This is a genomic window from Mycolicibacterium aurum, assembly GCF_900637195.1.
GTDB lineage: Bacteria > Actinomycetota > Actinomycetes > Mycobacteriales > Mycobacteriaceae > Mycobacterium > Mycobacterium aurum.
The window spans coordinates 1341452-1359945 of record NZ_LR134356.1 but is presented as its reverse complement, the minus strand read 5'-3'; the positions used below and the strand labels follow the sequence as shown (position 1 = coordinate 1359945).

Annotated in this window: 16 protein-coding genes; 4 read left to right on the top strand and 12 right to left on the bottom strand. The window is 66.8% G+C overall.

Going from position 1 to position 18494, the window contains the following annotated elements:
• Positions 1-34 precede the first annotated feature (34 nt).
• Positions 35-1615 carry a PepSY-associated TM helix domain-containing protein gene (locus tag EL337_RS06595; protein ID WP_048630241.1) on the top strand — a complete coding sequence of 527 codons (1581 nt, stop codon included), beginning with the start codon at positions 35-37 and terminating at the stop codon, positions 1613-1615.
• Positions 1616-1661: 46 nt separating this feature from the next.
• Here EL337_RS06595 and EL337_RS06590 read toward each other — a convergent pair whose 3' ends face one another.
• The 3 genes from EL337_RS06590 to EL337_RS06580 form a co-directional block, all read right to left on the bottom strand.
• Complete coding sequence (locus EL337_RS06590; protein ID WP_048630240.1) at positions 1662-2093, bottom strand: MTB12 C-terminal domain-containing protein; 432 nt, start codon at positions 2091-2093, stop codon at positions 1662-1664.
• A gap of 136 nt (positions 2094-2229) precedes the next feature.
• Entirely contained in the window at positions 2230-3375 is a 1146-nt protein-coding gene (locus EL337_RS06585) for a fatty acid desaturase family protein (RefSeq protein WP_232786681.1), read from the bottom strand.
• Between the two features lie 66 nt (positions 3376-3441).
• Entirely contained in the window at positions 3442-4509 is a 1068-nt protein-coding gene (locus tag EL337_RS06580; protein WP_048630239.1) for a ferredoxin reductase, read from the bottom strand.
• Positions 4510-4578: 69 nt separating this feature from the next.
• Between EL337_RS06580 and EL337_RS06575 the strand changes: the two genes are divergently transcribed.
• Together EL337_RS06575 and EL337_RS06570 are read left to right on the top strand one after the other, a co-directional pair.
• Positions 4579-5271 carry a TetR family transcriptional regulator gene (locus EL337_RS06575; RefSeq protein WP_048630238.1) on the top strand — a complete coding sequence of 231 codons (693 nt, stop codon included), beginning with the start codon at positions 4579-4581 and terminating at the stop codon, positions 5269-5271.
• Between the two features lie 10 nt (positions 5272-5281).
• Positions 5282-6061 carry an enoyl-CoA hydratase/isomerase family protein gene (locus EL337_RS06570; protein ID WP_048630844.1) on the top strand — a complete coding sequence of 260 codons (780 nt, stop codon included), beginning with the start codon at positions 5282-5284 and terminating at the stop codon, positions 6059-6061.
• Here the strand turns inward: EL337_RS06570 and EL337_RS06565 are convergent.
• From EL337_RS06565 to EL337_RS06535, 7 genes are all read right to left on the bottom strand, one after another.
• A complete protein-coding gene (locus EL337_RS06565; RefSeq protein ID WP_048630843.1) occupies positions 6058-7233 on the bottom strand; it encodes an aromatic ring-hydroxylating oxygenase subunit alpha in 1176 nt (391 codons plus the stop codon). The two genes, EL337_RS06570 and EL337_RS06565, sit on opposite strands and share 4 nt — an antisense overlap.
• Before the next feature lie 86 nt (positions 7234-7319).
• Positions 7320-8090 carry an SDR family NAD(P)-dependent oxidoreductase gene (locus EL337_RS06560; RefSeq protein WP_048630237.1) on the bottom strand — a complete coding sequence of 257 codons (771 nt, stop codon included), beginning with the start codon at positions 8088-8090 and terminating at the stop codon, positions 7320-7322.
• Positions 8091-8420, bottom strand: coding sequence for an RNA-binding protein (locus EL337_RS06555; protein WP_083442964.1), 330 nt, complete (start codon positions 8418-8420; stop codon positions 8091-8093).
• 10 nt (positions 8421-8430) lie between these two features.
• Complete coding sequence (locus EL337_RS06550) at positions 8431-9378, bottom strand: MOSC domain-containing protein (protein ID WP_048630236.1); 948 nt, start codon at positions 9376-9378, stop codon at positions 8431-8433.
• 417 nt (positions 9379-9795) lie between these two features.
• A complete protein-coding gene (locus EL337_RS06545; protein ID WP_048630235.1) occupies positions 9796-10653 on the bottom strand; it encodes a pseudouridine synthase in 858 nt (285 codons plus the stop codon).
• Positions 10650-12395 (bottom strand): glycerol-3-phosphate dehydrogenase/oxidase, encoded by a 1746-nt coding sequence (locus EL337_RS06540; protein ID WP_048630234.1) that lies wholly within the window; start codon positions 12393-12395, stop codon positions 10650-10652. The genes EL337_RS06545 and EL337_RS06540 overlap by 4 nt, the downstream gene beginning before the upstream one ends.
• Positions 12396-12447: 52 nt before the next feature.
• Complete coding sequence (locus EL337_RS06535; protein ID WP_048630233.1) at positions 12448-13863, bottom strand: NAD(P)H-quinone dehydrogenase; 1416 nt, start codon at positions 13861-13863, stop codon at positions 12448-12450.
• A 96-nt stretch (positions 13864-13959) separates the two neighbouring features.
• Between EL337_RS06535 and EL337_RS06530 the strand changes: the two genes are divergently transcribed.
• A complete protein-coding gene (locus EL337_RS06530; RefSeq protein WP_048630232.1) occupies positions 13960-14433 on the top strand; it encodes a gamma-glutamylcyclotransferase family protein in 474 nt (157 codons plus the stop codon).
• A gap of 66 nt (positions 14434-14499) precedes the next feature.
• Here the strand turns inward: EL337_RS06530 and EL337_RS06525 are convergent, their stop codons facing one another.
• Both EL337_RS06525 and EL337_RS06520 read right to left on the bottom strand, forming a co-directional pair.
• Complete coding sequence (locus tag EL337_RS06525) at positions 14500-15387, bottom strand: type IV toxin-antitoxin system AbiEi family antitoxin (protein ID WP_048630231.1); 888 nt, start codon at positions 15385-15387, stop codon at positions 14500-14502.
• A 125-nt stretch (positions 15388-15512) separates the two neighbouring features.
• Positions 15513-18380, bottom strand: coding sequence for an MMPL/RND family transporter (locus EL337_RS06520; protein WP_048630230.1), 2868 nt, complete (start codon positions 18378-18380; stop codon positions 15513-15515).
• Between the last annotated feature and the right edge of the window lie 114 nt (positions 18381-18494).

Sequence of the window (18494 nt, the reverse complement as noted above, 5' to 3'; positions counted from 1 at the left end):
CTGCACAGGACGCAGCGCGGCATGAGAGGGCGAGATGGCGACGACGGTGGCATCAACGCGGCGCGGCGATGCCGCGGTATTGCGGCGGATGTGGCGGCTGCACTTCTGGGTGGCGTTGTTCACCGCACCCGTGCTGATCGTGTTGTCGTTGTCGGGCCTGGTCATCCTCTACACCGGGCCGCTCGACTCGCTGCTGAACCGGGACCTGATCCACGTGGGGCAGGGCGCGCAGACCGTTCCGTTGGATCAGCAGATCGCCACCGCCGAGCGCCAAGTCGGTCCCGACTATGTGTTCGACGCCGTGACACCGCCGGCGTCGCCGGATCGCGCCACACGCGTCGACTTCCTGGCCCCGGACGCGACGTCGTATCCGCACGGTGAGAGCAATCTCACCCAGGTCTTCATCGATCCGTACACCGGACGGTATCTGGGCCAGCGTGATGCGCTGTCCGGCCTGATCGGCTTCGCCAACAACGTGCACCGGATGTTCGGCAACGACGGACCGCAGGTCAACCTGCCGTCGCTGGGCCATCTGATCGATGCCCAGGCCTACCCGGATGCCACGATCCCGGTCGGCATCGGCAACCTGTGGATGGAGTTGACCGCCTGCTGGATCCTGGTGCTTCTGGCCAGTGGCATCTATCTGTGGTGGCCCCGCGCCCTCGAGAGTGCCAAACCGCTGTTCACCGTGCGCTGGGGTAGGGGCGGCCGTATCCGGTGGCGCGATGTGCATGCACTGACCGGAGTCGTGGTCGCGGTGATCCTGGTCTGCTACATCCTGTCCGGCCTGACCTGGTCGCGATACTGGGGCGAGAACTGGCGCGCGTTCAGCGCCACGGTCACACCGTCGAGCGAAGTGGAGGCCGCGTCCACGCCGGCCCAGCTCGGCGACTTCGACCGCCTCGGCCGGCGGATCGCGTGGGCCGCCACCGACGAGACCGTCCCGGCATCGGCACCGCCCGACGGGCTGCCCGCAACACTTCCTTTCGCGGACATCGACCGAATCGCCAAGAGCGAGAACATGGTTCCCGGCTACGCGATCATGCCCCCGTCGGACTCGACCGACGGTGACCAGACCACCTACGGCAGCTACGCCGTCGTCAACGCATGGCCGCAGAAGCTGTCGGAGCAGCGCACGCTGTATCTGGATCAGTTCACCGGCGAGACGATCGCCAACGCCACCGCGGAGCAGAGCGGCGCCCTGGGCACTGCGACGAGCTTCGGCATTGCGATGCACATGGGCAATCAGTGGGGGGTGCTGACCCGGATCTCGGCAACGGTGGCGTGCCTGGGTATCTGGATCATGATCGGTACCGGACTGCTGATGTGGTGGAAGCGCCGCCCTGCGGGCAAGTCTGGCGTACCCGGCCCCACCAGCGAGACGACACGGGCCCGGACACCGAGGCGCACCACGCTCGTTGTCACCGCCCTCGCCGTCGTCGCCGGTGTGATCTATCCGGCGTTCGGTGTCTCGTTGCTGGTGGTATTCGCCGTCGACGCACTGCTGGACGCGCGCCGCAAGAACCGCGACGACGGCGCAGGTTCAGCCGAACCAGATCCCCTGCCGATGGATGACGCCGACGGCGACGACGTGCCGGTCGGCGCGCTGCAATAGGACCGATTCAGCCGGACCCGCGCCACGGCGTCTCGGCGGTCACAGGTCAGACGGTGCAGGCGACACCCGCTGCGTCCGTGGCGATCACACATGCGGAGGCATTCGACAGCTTCCAGGTGCCACCCTGGTCGACCCAGTAGATGTCATGGGTCTTGGTACCCCAGATCGGGATGGTGACTGCCAGCTGCGCGTCGAGCCGATCGCCGTTGAGGGCCGGGTTCTGCACCTGCCAGTTCAGCAGGCCGCCATAGGCGTTCAGCCGGTTGGCGATGTTGTCCGCGGTCGGCAGGGCGGCATCCCCGCCTTCCAACTTCGCGGCGCGGTCACCTGCGGGGGCTCCGGTGTTGAGCACCTGCTGCAGTTCGCCCGTCAGCTCACCGGCGCTGGGCACCGGCGGCTGCGCCCAGGCAACGCCCATTCCACTCACGGCTCCCACAGCCATTACCGACACCGACACCGCCGCCAACGCAGCACGCATGAACGCTTCCTTCCATCAAGATGGGCCGACCCTGGCCCACCCCACCATGGCGAGGACGTCGCGACAAGACCTACGTCCGGCGCGCGAAACGGCATTCCCCGCGGTGGATCCCGCGCGGAATGCCGTTACGGCCGGCTCAGAAGGGAAGCGCGAACTTCACGATCTTGCGCACGACGGTCGCGAACTGGTGTGGCAGCGGGCCCTTGTTGTAGGGCACGCCGTAGCGCTCGCAGATCTCCTGCACCTTGGGCGCGATCTCCGCGTGGCGGAAGGCGGGGATGTCGGGGAACAGGTGATGCTCGATCTGGAAGGACAAGTTGCCGGACAGGATGTGGAACAGCTTTCCGCCGGTGAGGTTCGCCGACCCGAGCACCTGGCGGAAGTACCACTGCCCGCGGGTCTCGGCCTTCGTCTCCTCGATGGAGAACTCCTGGACATCCTCGGGGAAGTGCCCGCAGAAGATGATCATGTACGACCACACGTTGCGCATCAGGTTGGCGGTCATGTTGCCCGCGAACACCCACGGCGCGAACGGGCCGGCCAGCAACGGGAACGCCACATAGTCCTTGAGGGTCTGCCGCTTGGTCTTGGCCCAGATGCCGCTGAGGATCTCCTTCTTGTCCGTCAGCGTGATCTCACCGGAGGCGATCTTCTCGCTCTCCAGCTCGTGCAGGGCGACGCCGTACTGGAACAGGACCATCAGCAGGAACGCGTACACCGGGTTGCCCAGGTAGTACGGCCGCCACCTCTGGTCGGAGCTCATCCGCAGGATTCCGTAGCCGATGTCGCGATCCAGCCCGACGATGTTGGTGTACGTGTGGTGCATGTAGTTGTGCGAATGCCGCCACTGATCGGCCGGGCAGGCGGTGTCCCATTCGAAGCCCTGGCTGGAGATCGCCGGGTCGCCCATCCAGTCGTACTGGCCGTGCATGACGTTGTGGCCGATCTCCATGTTGTCGATGATCTTGCTCAGGCCGAGCATGGCCGTGCCCGCGAGCCAGAACGGCGGGAAGATGCCGCCGAAAAGCAATGCCCTGCCCCCGATTTCGAGGCCACGCTGGGCTTTGATCATGTTGCGGATGTATGTGGCGTCGCGTTCGCCGAGGTCGGCGATGACGCTCTCCTTCAGCGCGTCGAGCTCGCGGCCGAACGCATCGGCCTGCTCGGGGGTCAGCGTGACGGTCTTGCCCCCGACCGTCTTGCTGAGGGTCCGCTGCTGTGCGGACGTCGCGGCTTCGGCGGCGTGGGTGGTCTCGGTGGTGGGTTCCAGAATGTCAGTCATGATGTCCTACCTCTCAGTACTGCCGAGATTGCTTACAGTGAAAGCATTTCGGCGGCGGGTTGGGATCTAGAGGGCAATGTCGACGTCGCCGACGGGGGCAGTGACGCAGATCTGTACGTCTTCTTCTTCGGTGGACGACACCGCCCCGGTGACGACGTTGCGCACGACGCCGCTGGTCTTGCGGCGGGTGCAGGAGAAGCAGATGCCCATTCGGCAACCACTCTCGGGAGTCAGGCCGGCGTCCTCGGCCTGAACGAGCAGGGGTCGACCGTCATCGGTGATCTCGACCGCACTGTCGGTGAAAGTGACTTTCCCGCCCGAGGATTCAGCGGTCAGATCGAAGACCGGCGGAACGAAGCTCTCGGACGCGGCATTCGGGAAAATCTCCCGGACCGCGTCGACGAGCGCGGGCGGACCGCAGACGTACACCGCGTCCGGGTTGGCCATCGTGGCGGGCAGATGCCCCGTCCCGAAACGGCCGTCGACGTCCGAGCCTGCGGGCGTGCGCGTGAACCCGCGAATCACCGCGACGTTCGGCATCGCGCGGGCGATCTCGGCGAGCTCGTCGCGGTAGCACGCTTCGTCCTGCGAACGTGCGTAGTGGACGAACGCCACCTCCCCGGTGTGCCGCCGTGCACGCAGGGTGCGCAGCATCGACATGACGGGCGTGATGCCGCTGCCGCCGGAGACGAACAGGATCCGTCCGGCCCCCGCGGCAGGCAGCGTGAAGTCTCCGCCCACCGAGTCCAGGCCGACGATCATGCCGGTGCGCGCGTGCTCGTACAGATAGTTCGAGACGAGCCCGCCGTCGTGCCGGCCGACCGTCAGCTCGATGTAGGGGTCGCCTTGCGCGTTGGCCGGCGAGTACGGCCTCGTGCGGCGGCGCCCGTCGATCTCGACGGACACGTTGATGTGTTGGCCGGCCTTGAAGCCGGCGAATGCCCGGTTGGGCGCCAAGGTCAGCGTGACACTGCGCGGCGTGGTGCGCCGAACCCCGATCACCCGGGCCCGGGCCTGACGCCGCGTCCAGGTGGGGTCGACCAGCTCGGTGTAGCGGTCCACGCCATGCGGACCGGTCAGCAGGTCCAGTAAGGCCGACCGCCGCCCCCGCTTGGTCAAAGTTTCAGTGAACATGTGTACACCGTGCGCGATCGGGACCCAGCACGTCAAGAGATCGCCGCAGGCTGTGGTAGGTTTCACACAGTGAACAGTCGTACGCCTGGCTCACGGTCGGGGCATGTCAGCCGCTCCCGATCGAAGGAACACAGCAAGGGCCCGCGCGAGACCCAGTCACGCGAGGAGCGCAAGGAAGCCACCCGCCGCGCGATCGTCGCCGCCGCCCTGCACCTTCTCGCCGAGCGAAGCTTCAGTGGACTGAGCCTTCGCGAAGTGACCCGCGAAGCCGGCATCGTTCCCGCCGCGTTCTACCGGCACTTCGACTCGATGGAGGCACTCGGCCTCGTTCTGATCGACGAATCGTTTCGCGCCCTTCGCGACATGCTGCGCGGTGCGCGCGCGGGCAAACTGGACCCCAATCGCGTCATCGAGTCCTCGGTGGACATCCTCGTCGACGGCGTCCAAGAGCGACGCGAACACTGGCGGTTCATCGGACGCGAACGCTCCAGCGGTGTCAGCGTGCTGCGGTACGCGATCCGCACGGAGATCCGCCTGATCACCTCGGAACTGGCCATCGACCTGGCCCGCTTCCCGGGATTGAACACCTGGAGCAGCGAGGACCTCAACATCCTGGCGAGCGTGTTCGTCAACTCCATGATCGTGATCGCCGAATCACTGGAAGACACCACCGATCCGGCGGCGATCGCCGAGATCAAGCGCGTCGCGATCAAGCAGCTGCGGATGATCACCATCGGCGTGGCGGGGTGGCGCAGCAGTTAACGTGACGGGCATGCCGTCCGTCCTCGAAGTGACTCAGCCCCGACCCGAGCTCGCCGTCCTCACCCTCAACCGGCCGGAGACGCTCAACGCGTTGTCCTACGAACTGGTCGAGGCGCTGCACGCCGCACTCGATGACCTCGCGGCGGACAACACCGTGCGCGCGGTGGTGCTGACGGGTGCGGGCCGCGGCTTCTGCTCCGGGCTCGACCTGAGCGCTCCCAGCCCCACCGAGGCGGGCGGCGGCACCGAGTTTCCGCGCTCGGGGATGCGGTGGCAGGAGCGAATTGCCGATCTCACCGCGAAGATCCACCGATTGCGCCAGCCGGTGATCGCCGCCGTCAACGGCGTCGCGTACGGCGGTGGACTCGGGATCGCCGCCGCCTGCGACATCAGGGTCGCGTCACCGTCGGCGCGGTTCTGCACGCAATTCATCAAGCTCGGGCTCGGCGGCTGCGACATCGGCGTCAGCTACACACTGCCCCGAATCGTCGGCGCGGGAGCAGCGTTCGACCTGATCTTGACAGCGCGCGCGGTGGACGCCGACGAGGCACTGCGGCTCGGACTGGTGTCGAGGGTCGCCGATCCGGTTGTCGACGTGGCCCTCGCGATCGCGGAAACCCTCTGCGGGTACGGCAAATTCGGTGTCGAGTCGACCAAGCAGGTGCTGTGGGCCAACCTGGACGCATCCAGCCTGGATGCCGCGCTGCACCTGGAGAACCGCAGTCAGATCCTGGCATCGACCAGTGGCGAGATGCGCGAAGCGGCGTCGAAGGTGCTGCGCAAGAACTAGCCCAGTGCGACACCGAGCTCGTCTGCAAACACCCGGATCATGTGCTGGACGCCTATCTCGTTGCGGCCGATCAGCATATGGTCGTGCTGGCCGTGGCGCACCCCCTCCCCACACTGCGGCAACATGACGAAGTCCTCGTCACGGACGGCCGAATGCACTTGCCGATAGATGTCGTCGTAGAACGCGCGCTGCGCGTCGTCGGCCGCGGGGTAGCGCGCCATCCAGCTGTGCCTCACCGAGCAACGGGTCGGACCCCCGGCAGGCAGGATGTCGATGATCTCCACGCCCACCGGACTGTTGGCCAAGATCAGATTCGGATAGACCCAGTAGATGACACCCATCCGGAGGATGGGATCCCAGTCCTCGGACGGGCTGCCGTTGAGATCAGCGATGTTGTTGAACGGAAACCCGATCCTGTGGTGACGACCCCACTCGTCGTAGACGTGGGTGTTGGCGACGGTGTTCTGACCGATCACGCTCTGACCGTGGACGAACGGAAAGTGATACCCCTCGGCGAACGCCTCCAGCGCACCCTTCCAACTGGTAGCGGACTCGAACTCGCGATGGTCGTGATAGCCGTAGGCGCTGTAGTTCCACTGGTCGAGCTCGTCCGCGAAGTCACCGAGATGAGTGTCGAGATCGATGTTTTCGCCGGCCGTCAGTACCGCCCAGACGAACCCGAAGCGTTCCTCGTTCGGTAGTTCCACCAGCCCGTACGCGTCGGGGTCCATGCCGACGAAGCCTGCCTTGCCCGGTATGCGCACCAACTTGCCCGCGGTGTCGTAATTCCATGCGTGGTAGGGACATACGAAGCGGCGCGAGTTTCCGCTCCCGCAGGCAGGCATGGCACCGCGGTGGCGGCAGTAGTTGAGGAAGACGTGAGCGTGGCCGTCGGCGTCACGGGTGACCAACAGCGAATCACCGAGCACTGACCGCACCACATAGTCGTGGCTGTGCGGGATCTGGCTGCTCGGCACGACCGCCATCGGGGTGCGTCGCAGGATCGCGGACTCCTCGATCTCGGCGATCTTCGGGTCGCGGTAGTAGTGCAGCGGCACCCGCAGCACCGATTCCGCCATGTCGGTGGTGTTGTCGTTCACCAGGGCCAGACCGCGTTCGGTCAACGTCCGACCGAGCGGAGTCCGCGCAGTGGTGACAGGATCGGTCGCCATGACACTGACCATACACAGATGAGGGTACGTATGGTCAAGAGTAGAAATGCGCGGCGTGACCTACTGGACTGAAATCCCGGCAGAGATCAGCGCGGGGTGCCGCCACCGTCGGCGATGATCACCTGACCGGTGATGTAACTTCCGGCGTCCGAGGTCAACAGCAGTGCGGCGCCGACCATTTCGTCGGCCGTCGCCAATCTCCCCATCAGCGTGCCGCTGACCATCCCGTCGATGGCCTCCTGTGGGTTCTTGCGCATCATGTCGGTGTCCACCGGTCCGGGGGCCAACGCGTTGACGCGGATGCCATCGCGCACGAATTCGGCCGCCATGGAACGGGTGAACGACATCATCGCGGCCTTCATCGATGCATAGATCGACAGCATCGGCGCGAAGATGAACGCGCCCACCGACACCATGTTCAGCACCGCCGCGTGCGGACTGGCCTTCAGGTGCGGCAGCGCCTCCTGCGCCAGCAACACCGGTCCACGCAGGTTGACCTCGAACGACTTCGTCAACGCGTCGACCGTCATGTGCCCGAACGGCTGAGCCAACGGGTTGGCGGCGTTGTTGACCAGCACGTCGAGGCCGCCGAATTCGGCGACGGTGCGCTCGACGAGCGCACCGAGGTCCTCGACCTCACCGAGGTGGGTGGGCACTCCGATGGCCTGTCCACCCAAGTCGCGTAGGTGCTGCGCCGTCTCCTCGCAGGCATCGGGCTTGCGGCTGGCGACCACGACCCGCGCCCCGGCCAGCACGTAGCCTTCGGCCAGCGCAAGACCGATCCCGCGGGTTCCGCCCGTGACAATGACGGTCCGGTCCGTCATGTCGAACAGCCGGTCGAAGGCCGAGCGATCCATCTAGATGCAACCGCTGACGCTGATCCGCCGACCCACGTCGGCGCAGACCGCCACGTTGGGCGCCGGGACGTACACCGGCGGCGGGGGCGGCGGGGGCGGGGGCGGCGGAGGCGCACCCGGTGGCGGCGGCGGTGGCGGGGGCGGGGGCGGCGGTGGCGGGTACTCCAGCACGTCATTGAGTTCAGACATCGGATCCGAACACCCGGTGACGTCGACGTGCACGCCTCCCACGGACCCGCACACCACAGCGTGGCCGACGGGCGCAGGGAGCGCGGCGGGGCCGACTGCCGCACCCACGAACACCGCCGCGACGAGCCAGCTTCTACGCAAGGCCACTCCTTCAGTCCTCAGCGGCCATTGCCGCCGACATCATGCTGATTGTGGCAGCCAACGCGCCGTCACGCGGTTCAACCCGCTCAATCGTCACGGCGGCGCCACGCCGCACGACGCCGGGGGTCACGACCTCGGCGTACGAGCCGGCGCAGGCGAACTGGCCCAGGGTGCCGATCCGGCGGCTGCCGATCCCCGCGATGGCCTTGAGCACGCCGGCGTCGCGAGGCAATCCCGGTTGCGCGACCGTGGTCATCACACAGCGCGGGGTGGGGCCCACGACGTGGATGACGGCCTCATCACCCAAGTGCAGGTCGCATCCGAACCACTCGTCCTCCTCGTCGGGCGTCTCGGGTCCCGCGTCGATGATCATGTTGGGCCGCATACGGCGCGGATCCCAGTCACCGCCGGGATATTCGCCCGCGAGGCGGTTGAGCGTGCTGGACGCGAGGATGTGCAGCGCCGCGAGGTCGAGCATCGTGCCGGGGGCCGCCATGCCGACCGGAATCTGCAGCAGGTGCTCGTCGGCGTTCGAGGACAGCGCTGCCGCGAACTCGTCGGGCATCACCCCGTCGATGCCCGGGTCGAGCTCGTCGAACGCCAGCCCCTCGTCCACCGTGGTGATGAGCCGGACGTCACGGCCCAGGAGAGCACTGACGCGGCGAGCGAGCTCCGTATCGTCGTCGCGGACCACGGAGCCGTCGGGAAACGTCACCTCGATCGGCGGTATGGCTTCTCCCGGCGCCGGGTCGGTGAGGAATCGGGCGGTACACCCGAGCAGTTCCCCGAAGCGTTTCGGGTGTTTGGCACTGACCAGCCGGCCCGTCTCGGTGTCGAAGAACCCGTAGGCGCGATCGGCGATCACGCCCGCCGGCCCCAGGACGATCTCCTCGACTTCCTCGCCCTGCATGGACTTGACGGGGTAACGCCAGAGTCTTCCGACCCGTGTCTCGGTCATCGCTTGATAGTGGGCTGCGGGCCTGCACAGGTCAATGGCCGCCGTCGCCTGATCGCCGCGCACACTTTGCCGGAGTTGCGTGATCGTGTCGCGTTTCCGTGCGTTGCCACAGCATGTGGGGCATGCGGTGGCATACAGCTGTATTGGCCGTTTCGTAGCCAATCCTCCAGCCCGTTCGCAAAGAAGCGCCGGGCGCACGTTCGCGAGGATTCACCTAGTCAGGGCATGGATTGACTCTTACGCCGAATACTTCAGCGAACTCTTCCGTGGTGAAGTAGATTGCTGTCTCGTGCGGCGCGATAAGCGTCGTACCGGCACGGCGGTCACACTGCCGTTGCGATGCACGTCCGGTGTGCGCTCAGATCGCGATCATGCGCGATCGCCGAGGGGAGTCGCGATCTGAGCACACACAGTTCGTCAGGACAGCGTTCGGTTGCTGGTGAACCGCCGGCGAACTCCCGACAGCGGGTCGACGAACTCAAGTGTGTGCGCAAGCAGCCGCAGCGGTGTGGAGAAATCGCCTGCCTCGACGTCGACAATCCTGGGGTACAACGGGTCCCCGGTGATCGGAACACCCAGCGACGCCATGTGAACCCTCAGCTGGTGCGTGCGCCCGGTGCGAGGTGTCAGCCGATAACACCCGGGGCCCACCTCGATCAGCGTCTCGGCGTTCGGTGCTCCGGGCTCCTCGGTCGCTTGTAAGCTCCCCCGCCGCTTGATGATTCGACTACGCACGGTCACCGGGAACTCATGGTCGCTGTCGCACGACGACTGCGCCAGGTACAGCTTGGACACCGCGCCGCGGGCGAACATCGTCTGGTAGGCACCTCGAACCTCCCGGCGAGTGGTGAACATCAGGACGCCGGCGGTCAGTCGGTCCAGGCGGTGCGCCGGGCTCAGCTCCGGCAACTCCAGGTCGCGACGCAACCGCACCAGTGCGGTCTGGGCGACGTGGCTACCGCGCGGCATCGTCGCCAGGAAGTGCGGCTTGTCGACGACGACGATGTCGTCGTCGCGGTGAAGTACCGGGATGTCGAACGGTACCGTCACCTCGTCGGGCAGGTCTCGGTAGAGGTAGACCAGCGAATGTGGTTGCAGCACAGTGGCTGCGGTGACCACGCTGCCATCGGCGGCCACCACCTCGCCGTTGAGCACCTTCGCCGCGGCCTCGTCGCCGAAACGGTCCGCCAACTCGACGAGCACCGAACCGCCCCGCAATCGCACCCGTGCCGGCCCCAGCCCGTCCCGTACCGGAAGCGGCACGCGCGGCCTCATGTGAGAGGCACCGGCTCAAGTATCTCCGCGCGTGCCTCCGGCGCTGCGGCGCGCAGCGCATCGGCAGATTCGTCGTCGGCCTGCGACTGCGACAGCACCTCGGCCTCGACCCGGGCCAGGTAGGTCGCGACCTCGCGGTCGACGTCGTCAGGACCCCAACCCAGAATGGGGGCAACGACTTCGGCAACCTCGCGGGCACAGTCGACACCGCGGTGCGGGTACTCGATGGAGATCCGCATGCGCCGCGCAAGGATGTCTTCGAGGTGCAGAGCCCCCTCGGCCGCCACCGCGTACGCCGCCTCGACCTTGAGGTACACCGGCGCGTCGGTGATCGGCGTCAACAGGTCGGGCCGGCCCTCGGCCATCGCCAGCACCTCGCCGATCAGTGACCCGTACCGGTCCAGCAGGTGCCGCACCCGGTACGGGTGCAGTCCGTAATAGGCACCCACGCTTTGCGTTTGGTTGACCATCGCGAAGTAGCCGTCGGCTCCCATCAGCGGCACCTTCTCGGTGATCGACTTCGCCACTCGGGTCGGCACGAACTCGGCCGCCGCGTCGATGGCGTCCTCACCCATCACCCGATAGGTGGTGTACTTGCCGCCCGCGATCGCGACCAGGCCCGGCGCGGGCACCGCAACCGCGTGTTCCCGCGACAGCTTCGAGGTCTCCTCGCTCTCCCCCGCCAGCAGCGGCCGCAGCCCGGCGTACACCCCGTCGATGTCGTCGTGGGTCAGCGGCGTGGCCAGCACCTTGTTGACCTGGCCGAGGATGTAGTCGATGTCGGCCTTGGTGGCCGCCGGGTGCGCAAGGTCGAGATTCCAGTCGGTGTCGGTGGTGCCGATGATCCAATGGGTGCCCCACGGGATGACGAACAGCACCGACTTCTCGGTGCGCAGGATGATGGCGACCTCGCTGACCACACGGTCGCGGGGCACCACGATGTGCACACCCTTGGACGCGCGCACCCGAAAACGGCCGCGCTCCTTGGACAGTGCCTGGATCTCGTCGGTCCACACGCCGGTGGCGTTGACGACCACGTGGCCGCGCACGTCGGTCACCGCGCCGTTCTCCGAGTCGCGCACCTGGACCCCGGTGACCCGGTCGCCCTCCCGCAGCAGCGCCACCACCTGCGTCGAGCTTCGGACGACCGCGCCGTAGTGGGCGGCGGTGCGTGCGACGGTCATCGTGTGGCGAGCGTCGTCGACGACGGTGTCGTAGTAGCGGATCCCGCCGATCAGCGAGCTCCGCTTCAGGCCGGGCGAGAGCCGCAACGCCCCGGATCGGGTCAAATGCTTTTGCGCCGGAACGGATTTCGAACCGCCCAGCTGGTCGTAGAGGAAGATGCCCGCGGCCACGTAGGGCCGCTCCCACCACCGGTTGGTGAGCGGGAACAGAAAAGGCAACGGCTTGACCAGATGCGGCGCCAGGGTGGTCAGCGACAGCTCGCGCTCGTGCAGGGCCTCACGCACGAGTCCGAACTCCAGCTGTTCGAGGTAGCGCAGGCCGCCGTGGAACATCTTGCTGCTGCGGCTGGACGTCCCGGACGCGAAATCGCGGGCCTCCACGAGCGCGACCTTCAAGCCGCGGGTGGCGGCGTCCAGCGCGGCGCCGGCGCCCACCACGCCTCCGCCGACCACGACGACGTCGAACTGCTCGCTGCCGAGGCGCTCCCAGGCGCGGGCGCGTTGCTCGGGGCCCAGGAACGTCTGTCCGTTGCCCGGAGCGGGGATCGGGTCACTCACGTAGACCGACTCCTCGTTACTCGTCAGTAGGTTGTCGCTCCCAGGTTACGTGTCAGTCGAGGTCGTCGTGTGCCATCAGTCGGCGGGCCGCCTCCACGATCGACCCCGACAGCGAGGGATACACCGACAGTGTCTGCGCCAGGTCGGTCACCGAGATCCGGTTCTGCACCGCCAGCGCGATCGGCAGGATCAACTCCGACGCGATGGGTGCGACCACCACGCCGCCGATCACCACGCCCGTGGCCGGCCGACAGAAGATCTTCACGAAACCATGCCTGAGCAGGGACATCTTCGCCCTGGCGTTGGTACTCAGGGGCAGCATCAGCGTCCGGGCGGGCACGCTTCCGTCGTCGATCGCGCTCTGCGGGATGCCGACCGCAGCGATCTCCGGCCGGGTGAACGTGGCCGACGCGACGGTCCGCAGCCGGATCGGCGACACCCCCTCACCCAGCGCGTGGTACATCGCGATACGGCCCTGCATGGCCGCCACGGACGCCAGCGGCAGCAGCCCGGTGCAGTCCCCGGCGGCATATACACCGGCCGCTGGGGTGCGCGACACCCTGTCGACGGGGATGTAGCCCCCCGGGTTGAGCTCCACACCGACACGGTCGAGGCCCAGACCTGCGGTGTTGGGCACCGACCCGACCGTCATCAGGGCATGGCTGCCCTCGACGACACGGCCGTCGGCGATCTTGACCGTCACCCCCGTCTCGGTGCGGGTGACCGATTCGGCTCGGGCATTCTTGACCAGCGTCACACCGCGTTCGTTGAACACCTGCTCCAGCGCCGCGGCCGCATCGGAGTCCTCGTGCGGGAGGATCTGGTCGCGGCTGGCGACCACCGTGACCGTCACCCCGAGCTCGGTGTAGGCGTTGCAGAACTCGGCTCCGGTGACACCCGAACCGACGATGATCAGGTGGCTGGGCAGTTCGGTGAGCTCGTAGAGCTGGCGCCAGGTCAGGATCCGCTCGCCGTCGGGCTCCGCGTTGGGCAGCACCCGCGGGCGGGCCCCGGTGGCGACCAGCACGACGTCGGCTTTCAGCACCCCGACCTTGCCGTCCGTGGTGGTGACTTTCACGCGGTGGTGCGCCATCCCGGAGACGTCGTCGACGAACTCGCCGCGGCCCCCGATGATGGTCACGCCCTGGCCCAGCAGTGCGCTGCCGATGTCCGCCGACTGCGACGCAGCCAGCGTCTTGGCGCGGTTGTTGATCTGCGGCAGCGAGATCTTCGCGGCGTCGATGTCGATGTCGAAGCCCATGCCGCCGGCCCGGCGCAGCTCGGTGCGGACGCCGGTGGACGCGATCAGCGTTTTCGACGGCACGCAGTCATAGAGCACGCATGCGCCGCCCAAGCCGTCCGAGTCGACAATCGTCACCTGGACGGCGTCGCGCCCCCGCGCGGCCGCCACCAATGCCGCTTCGTACCCTGCAGGCCCTCCGCCGATGATCACGATGCGCGTTGCCACGGGTTTCAACCCTAGGGCACCGAGGTGACGATGGCGCTCAGATGCGGTACCTACCGGATGGCAGCCGTCTCAACACAATGCGTTTAAGCTTCTCGCGTGCCGATCTACGCCGCCTACGGATCGAATATGCATCCCGAGCAGATGCAGGAGCGGGCCCCCCATTCCCCCATGGCGGGAACGGGCTGGCTGCACGGGTGGCGCCTGACGTTCGGCGGCGCGGACATCTTCTGGGAAGGCGCGCTGGCCACCATCGTGGAGGACCCGTCGTCGAGCGTGTTCGTGGTGCTCTACGACATGACCAAGGAGGACGAGGAGAACCTCGACCGCTGGGAGGGCTCCGAGCTCGGCTTCCACAAGAAGATCCGCTGCCGCGTGCACCGCACGTCCTCGGACACCACCACCGATCCCGTGCTGGCGTGGCTGTACGTGCTGGACGCGTGGGAGGGCGGCATTCCGTCGGCTCGGTATCTCGGCGTGATGGCCGACGCAGCCGAGATCGCGGGCGCCCCAGCAGAATACGTGCACGATCTGCGTACCCGGCCATCGGGGAACGTCGGCCCGGGCTCGTAACTCTTGCCCCGCGAGCGCGCGTGTCTGCACGCCGACACGCCGGCATTTCTGGCACCAGACGCGCGCTCACGCCGCCCGAGCGTGCTCTAACCGCCAGCCGATCCGTCCGACCATCTCCCGGGCGCGATACCGCACGTCCCCGAACACGATCGGGATGACCGTCCAGTCGATGTCGCTGAGCGCGTTGTAACGTCGTCGATCCCTCAGCATCTGGTTCGACTCCCCGTGCCAGTCCATCCCGTCGTACTCGGCGGCGACCTTTGACTCCGGCCACGCGAAATCCAACCGCCGCAGCTCACCGTTGCCGTCGACGACCTCGTACTGCGGCTCCGGTACCGGCAGCCCGCCATCGAGCATCGCCAGCCGAGCCTCGCTCTCCATCGGCGACTCGGCACGGGCGTCCGCCAGCGGCAACAGGTTGCGGACCGCGACGATGCCGCGGCGTCCCTTCTGCTCCAACGCGGCGCGCCACAGGTCCGGGCGACTGCATGTCCCGCTGCGCAGGGCAGCGTCGAGCGTCGCCAGGGAGCGACCGCGCCGCAGGCTGCGCGCCACCTCGATAGCCGTCCACGCGGGCGACGTGGCGCGGCGACCGTCGACCACCACCAGCGGCGCGCCGTCCCGCCGGTGCACCACCAGCCCGTCCGCGTCGCGTAGCGCGCACCCGGGCGGGTTGAGGACGTGGAGGTCGCGCGCCGCCTCGGTGTCGAAACCGTGGAACGCCGCGGCGGTACCGAGGCAGACCGCGACGCGTCTACCGGTCGACAAGTCCAGGCCACGCAGCCGAAGGTCGTCGGTTGGTTTGCCTGAGCAGTAGATCCCCTGCCACATGCGTTCCAGCACACCGGTGTTCACCGCCAATTCGAACTGGCGACGGGTGAGATGCTGGAGGATCTGACCGCTGGCGGCCACGCCGTGCTGGACGCTGAGCAGCTGTGCGAGTTGGCGATTCATGACGCCGATGCTCGGGCGTCAGCGGCCTGCCAACCAGAGTGCCTACCGCGATCTGGGGATCAAATGGCGTTTGTGTACAACTCGACGGGCGCGAGCGCGCGCGAAATGCCAGAAATCGCGGCGTGTCACTGTGCAGACACGCGCCCTCGCGATGCGGGCGCAGGGGGCCACGGCGACGGCCTCGGGCGTGGACGGACGCGCTGGGGCCACCAGAACCACGGGCCCAGCAGCGCCGCGATCGACGGCGTCATGAACGAGCGGATCACCAGGGTGTCGAAGATCAGCCCCATACCGATGGTCGTGCCCACCTGACCCATGATGGTCAGGTCGCTGACCGCCATCGTCATCATCGTCAGCGCGAACACCATTCCCGCGGCGGTCACGACGGAACCACTGCCACCCATCGTCCGGATCAGGCCGGTGCCGATACCGGCGTGCACCTCTTCCTTGAGCCGCGAGACCACCAGCAGGTTGTAGTCCGCGCCGACCGCCAGCAGGATGATCACCGCCATCGGCAGCACCATCCAGTGCAGTTCGATACCCACCAGGTGCTGCCAGACGAGCACCGAGAGACCGAACGAGGCGCCCAGGGACAGCACCACGGTGCCGACGATCACCGCCGCAGCCACCACGGCCCGCGTCAGGATCAGCATGATGATGAAAATCAGCCCGATGGCGGCGATTCCGGCGATCAACAGGTCGTACTGCGTGCCGTCGGCCATGTCCTTGAACGTCGCGGCGGTACCGCCGAGGTAGATCGTCGAACCCTCCAGCGGGGTGCCCTTGATGGCTTCTTTGGCCGCCGTCTTGAGCGCGTCGATCTTCTTGATGCCGTCAGGGCTGAGCGGATCTCCTTCGTGCGCGATGATGAACCGCACTGCATGCCCGTTGGGTGAGATGAATTGGTCTATGCCGCTTTGGAAATCAGCGTTGTCGAACGCCTCGGGCGGCAGATAGAACGTGTCTGCGTTCATGGCGTCGTTGAACGCGTCACCCATATCCGTTGCGTCGACGTTCATCTCGGCCGCCGCATCGAGCTGACCGCCTTGGGTCTGCTGCATCGTCAGCATCATGTCGCGCTGCGACTTCATGGACTCGATCTGCGACGGCATCAGCTCCACCAGCTGCGGCATCAGCGCCGACAGACGCTCCAGTTCCGGCACCAGGTCCTGCACGCTGTCGGTCAGCATGTTGGTGCCGTCGATCAGGTCGAAGATGGACCGCATCGACCAGCAGACCGGGATGTTGTAGCAGTGCGGTTCCCAGTAGAGATAGTTCCGGATCGGCCGCAGGAAGTCGTCGAGATCGGCAATGTGGTCTCGCAATTGGGTGATGTCCGCGGTCATCGTCTTCGTCTTGGCCACCATGGTGGTGGTGATCTCGGACATCTGCCCCATAAGGGACATCATCTTTTCCATCGTGTTGATGGTGTCCTGCAGCGCGGCGGCCTGGACGGACATGTCGTCCATCCGATCCATCATGTATTTCTCGTGAAGCTTCTGCGTACCACCCTGCCTGCTCATCATGTACGGGATGGTCGTGCCGTCGATCGGTGTGCCGTCGGGCCGGGTGATGGTCTGCACGCGGCCGATCCCCTCGACGGCGAACAGGGCCTTGGCGATCTTGTCGATGACGATGAAGTCGGCGGAGTTGCGGAGGTCCCGATCGGTTTCGACCATCAGCATCTCGGGGTTGAGCCGCGCCGGCGAGAAGTGCCGCTCGGCGGCGGCGTAGCCGACGTTGGAGTCGATGTCGGCGGGCAGGTAATTGCGGTCGTTGTAGCTGGTCTGATAGCCGGGCAACGCGAGCAGGCCGATCAGTGACACCGCGACACTCGCCACAAGAATGGCGCCGGGCCAGCGCACGGTGGCGGCCCCGATCTTGCGCCAGCCGCGAACGCGCATGGCGCGCTTGGGCTCCAGTAACCCGAACCGGCTCGCGACGGTGATGACCGCGGGCCCGAAGGTCATGGCGACGCAGATCAGCACCAGCATGCCCAGCGCCAGGGGGACACCCAGCGTCTGGAAGTACGGCAGCCGGGTGAAGCTCAGACAGAACGTCGCGCCGGCGATGGTCAGCCCGGAACCGACGATGACGTGCGCGGTGCCGCCGAACATCGTGTGGTACGCCGATTCCGGCGTCTCGCCTTTGCCCCTGGCCTCCTGATACCGGCCGACGAGGAAGATGGCGTAGTCGACCGCGATCGCGATGGCGAGGGTGACCAACAGACTGGTCGCGAAGGTGGAGAGCCCGATGATGTCGTGATAGCCGAGGAACGCCACCGCACCGCGCACCGTCATCAAGCTCAAGCCGACCATGACCAGGATCAGCAGCGTGGTGACGATGGAGCGGAAGAACAGCACCAGCATGACGGTGATGACCAGGAACGTCAGCGCCTCGACCATCCGGAGGCTCTCGGTTCCGGCGGTCTCCTGTTCGGCGGCGAGCACCGAGGCCCCGGTGACGTAGGCCTTGACCCCGGCAGGCGGCTGGCTGTCGGCCACCAACTTCTGGACGGCGGCCACCGATTCGTTGGCCAGCGCCTCGCCCTGGTTGCCTGCGAGGTTGACCTGGAAGTACATGGATAGGCCGTCGCCGCTCTGGGCGCCCGCGGCCGTCAGTGGGTCGCTCCAGAGGTCCTGGACGTGCTCGACGTGGGTGGGGTCCGCCTCGAGCGCGGCGATCAGGTCGGAGTAGTAGCGGCGGGCGTCGTCGCCGAGGGGTTGATCGCCTTCCAGCACGATCATCGCCGAGCTGCTGGACTCGTACTCCTCGAAGGCCTTGCCGATGCGTTCCATCGAGATGACGGCCGGTGCCTCGTCGGGGCTCATGGACACCGATCGCGCCTTGCCCACCGCCTCCAGCTGCGGAACCGCGATGTTGAGGAACGCCGCGAGTGCGACCCAGATCAGGATGATCGGCAGCGATGCGCGGCGGATGAAGCGCGCGATGCCGTAGAAATGCGGCCGATCGTGCCGGTTCGGCGTGCTCATGCGGACTTCACCGGGAGCTCCTCTGACGGCTCAAATCGAAAGTCTCTACGGCACAGCCGTATTCGAGGGAACTGAAGTTATTAGTAGAGCTACACTAACCGCTCGGCTAACTTC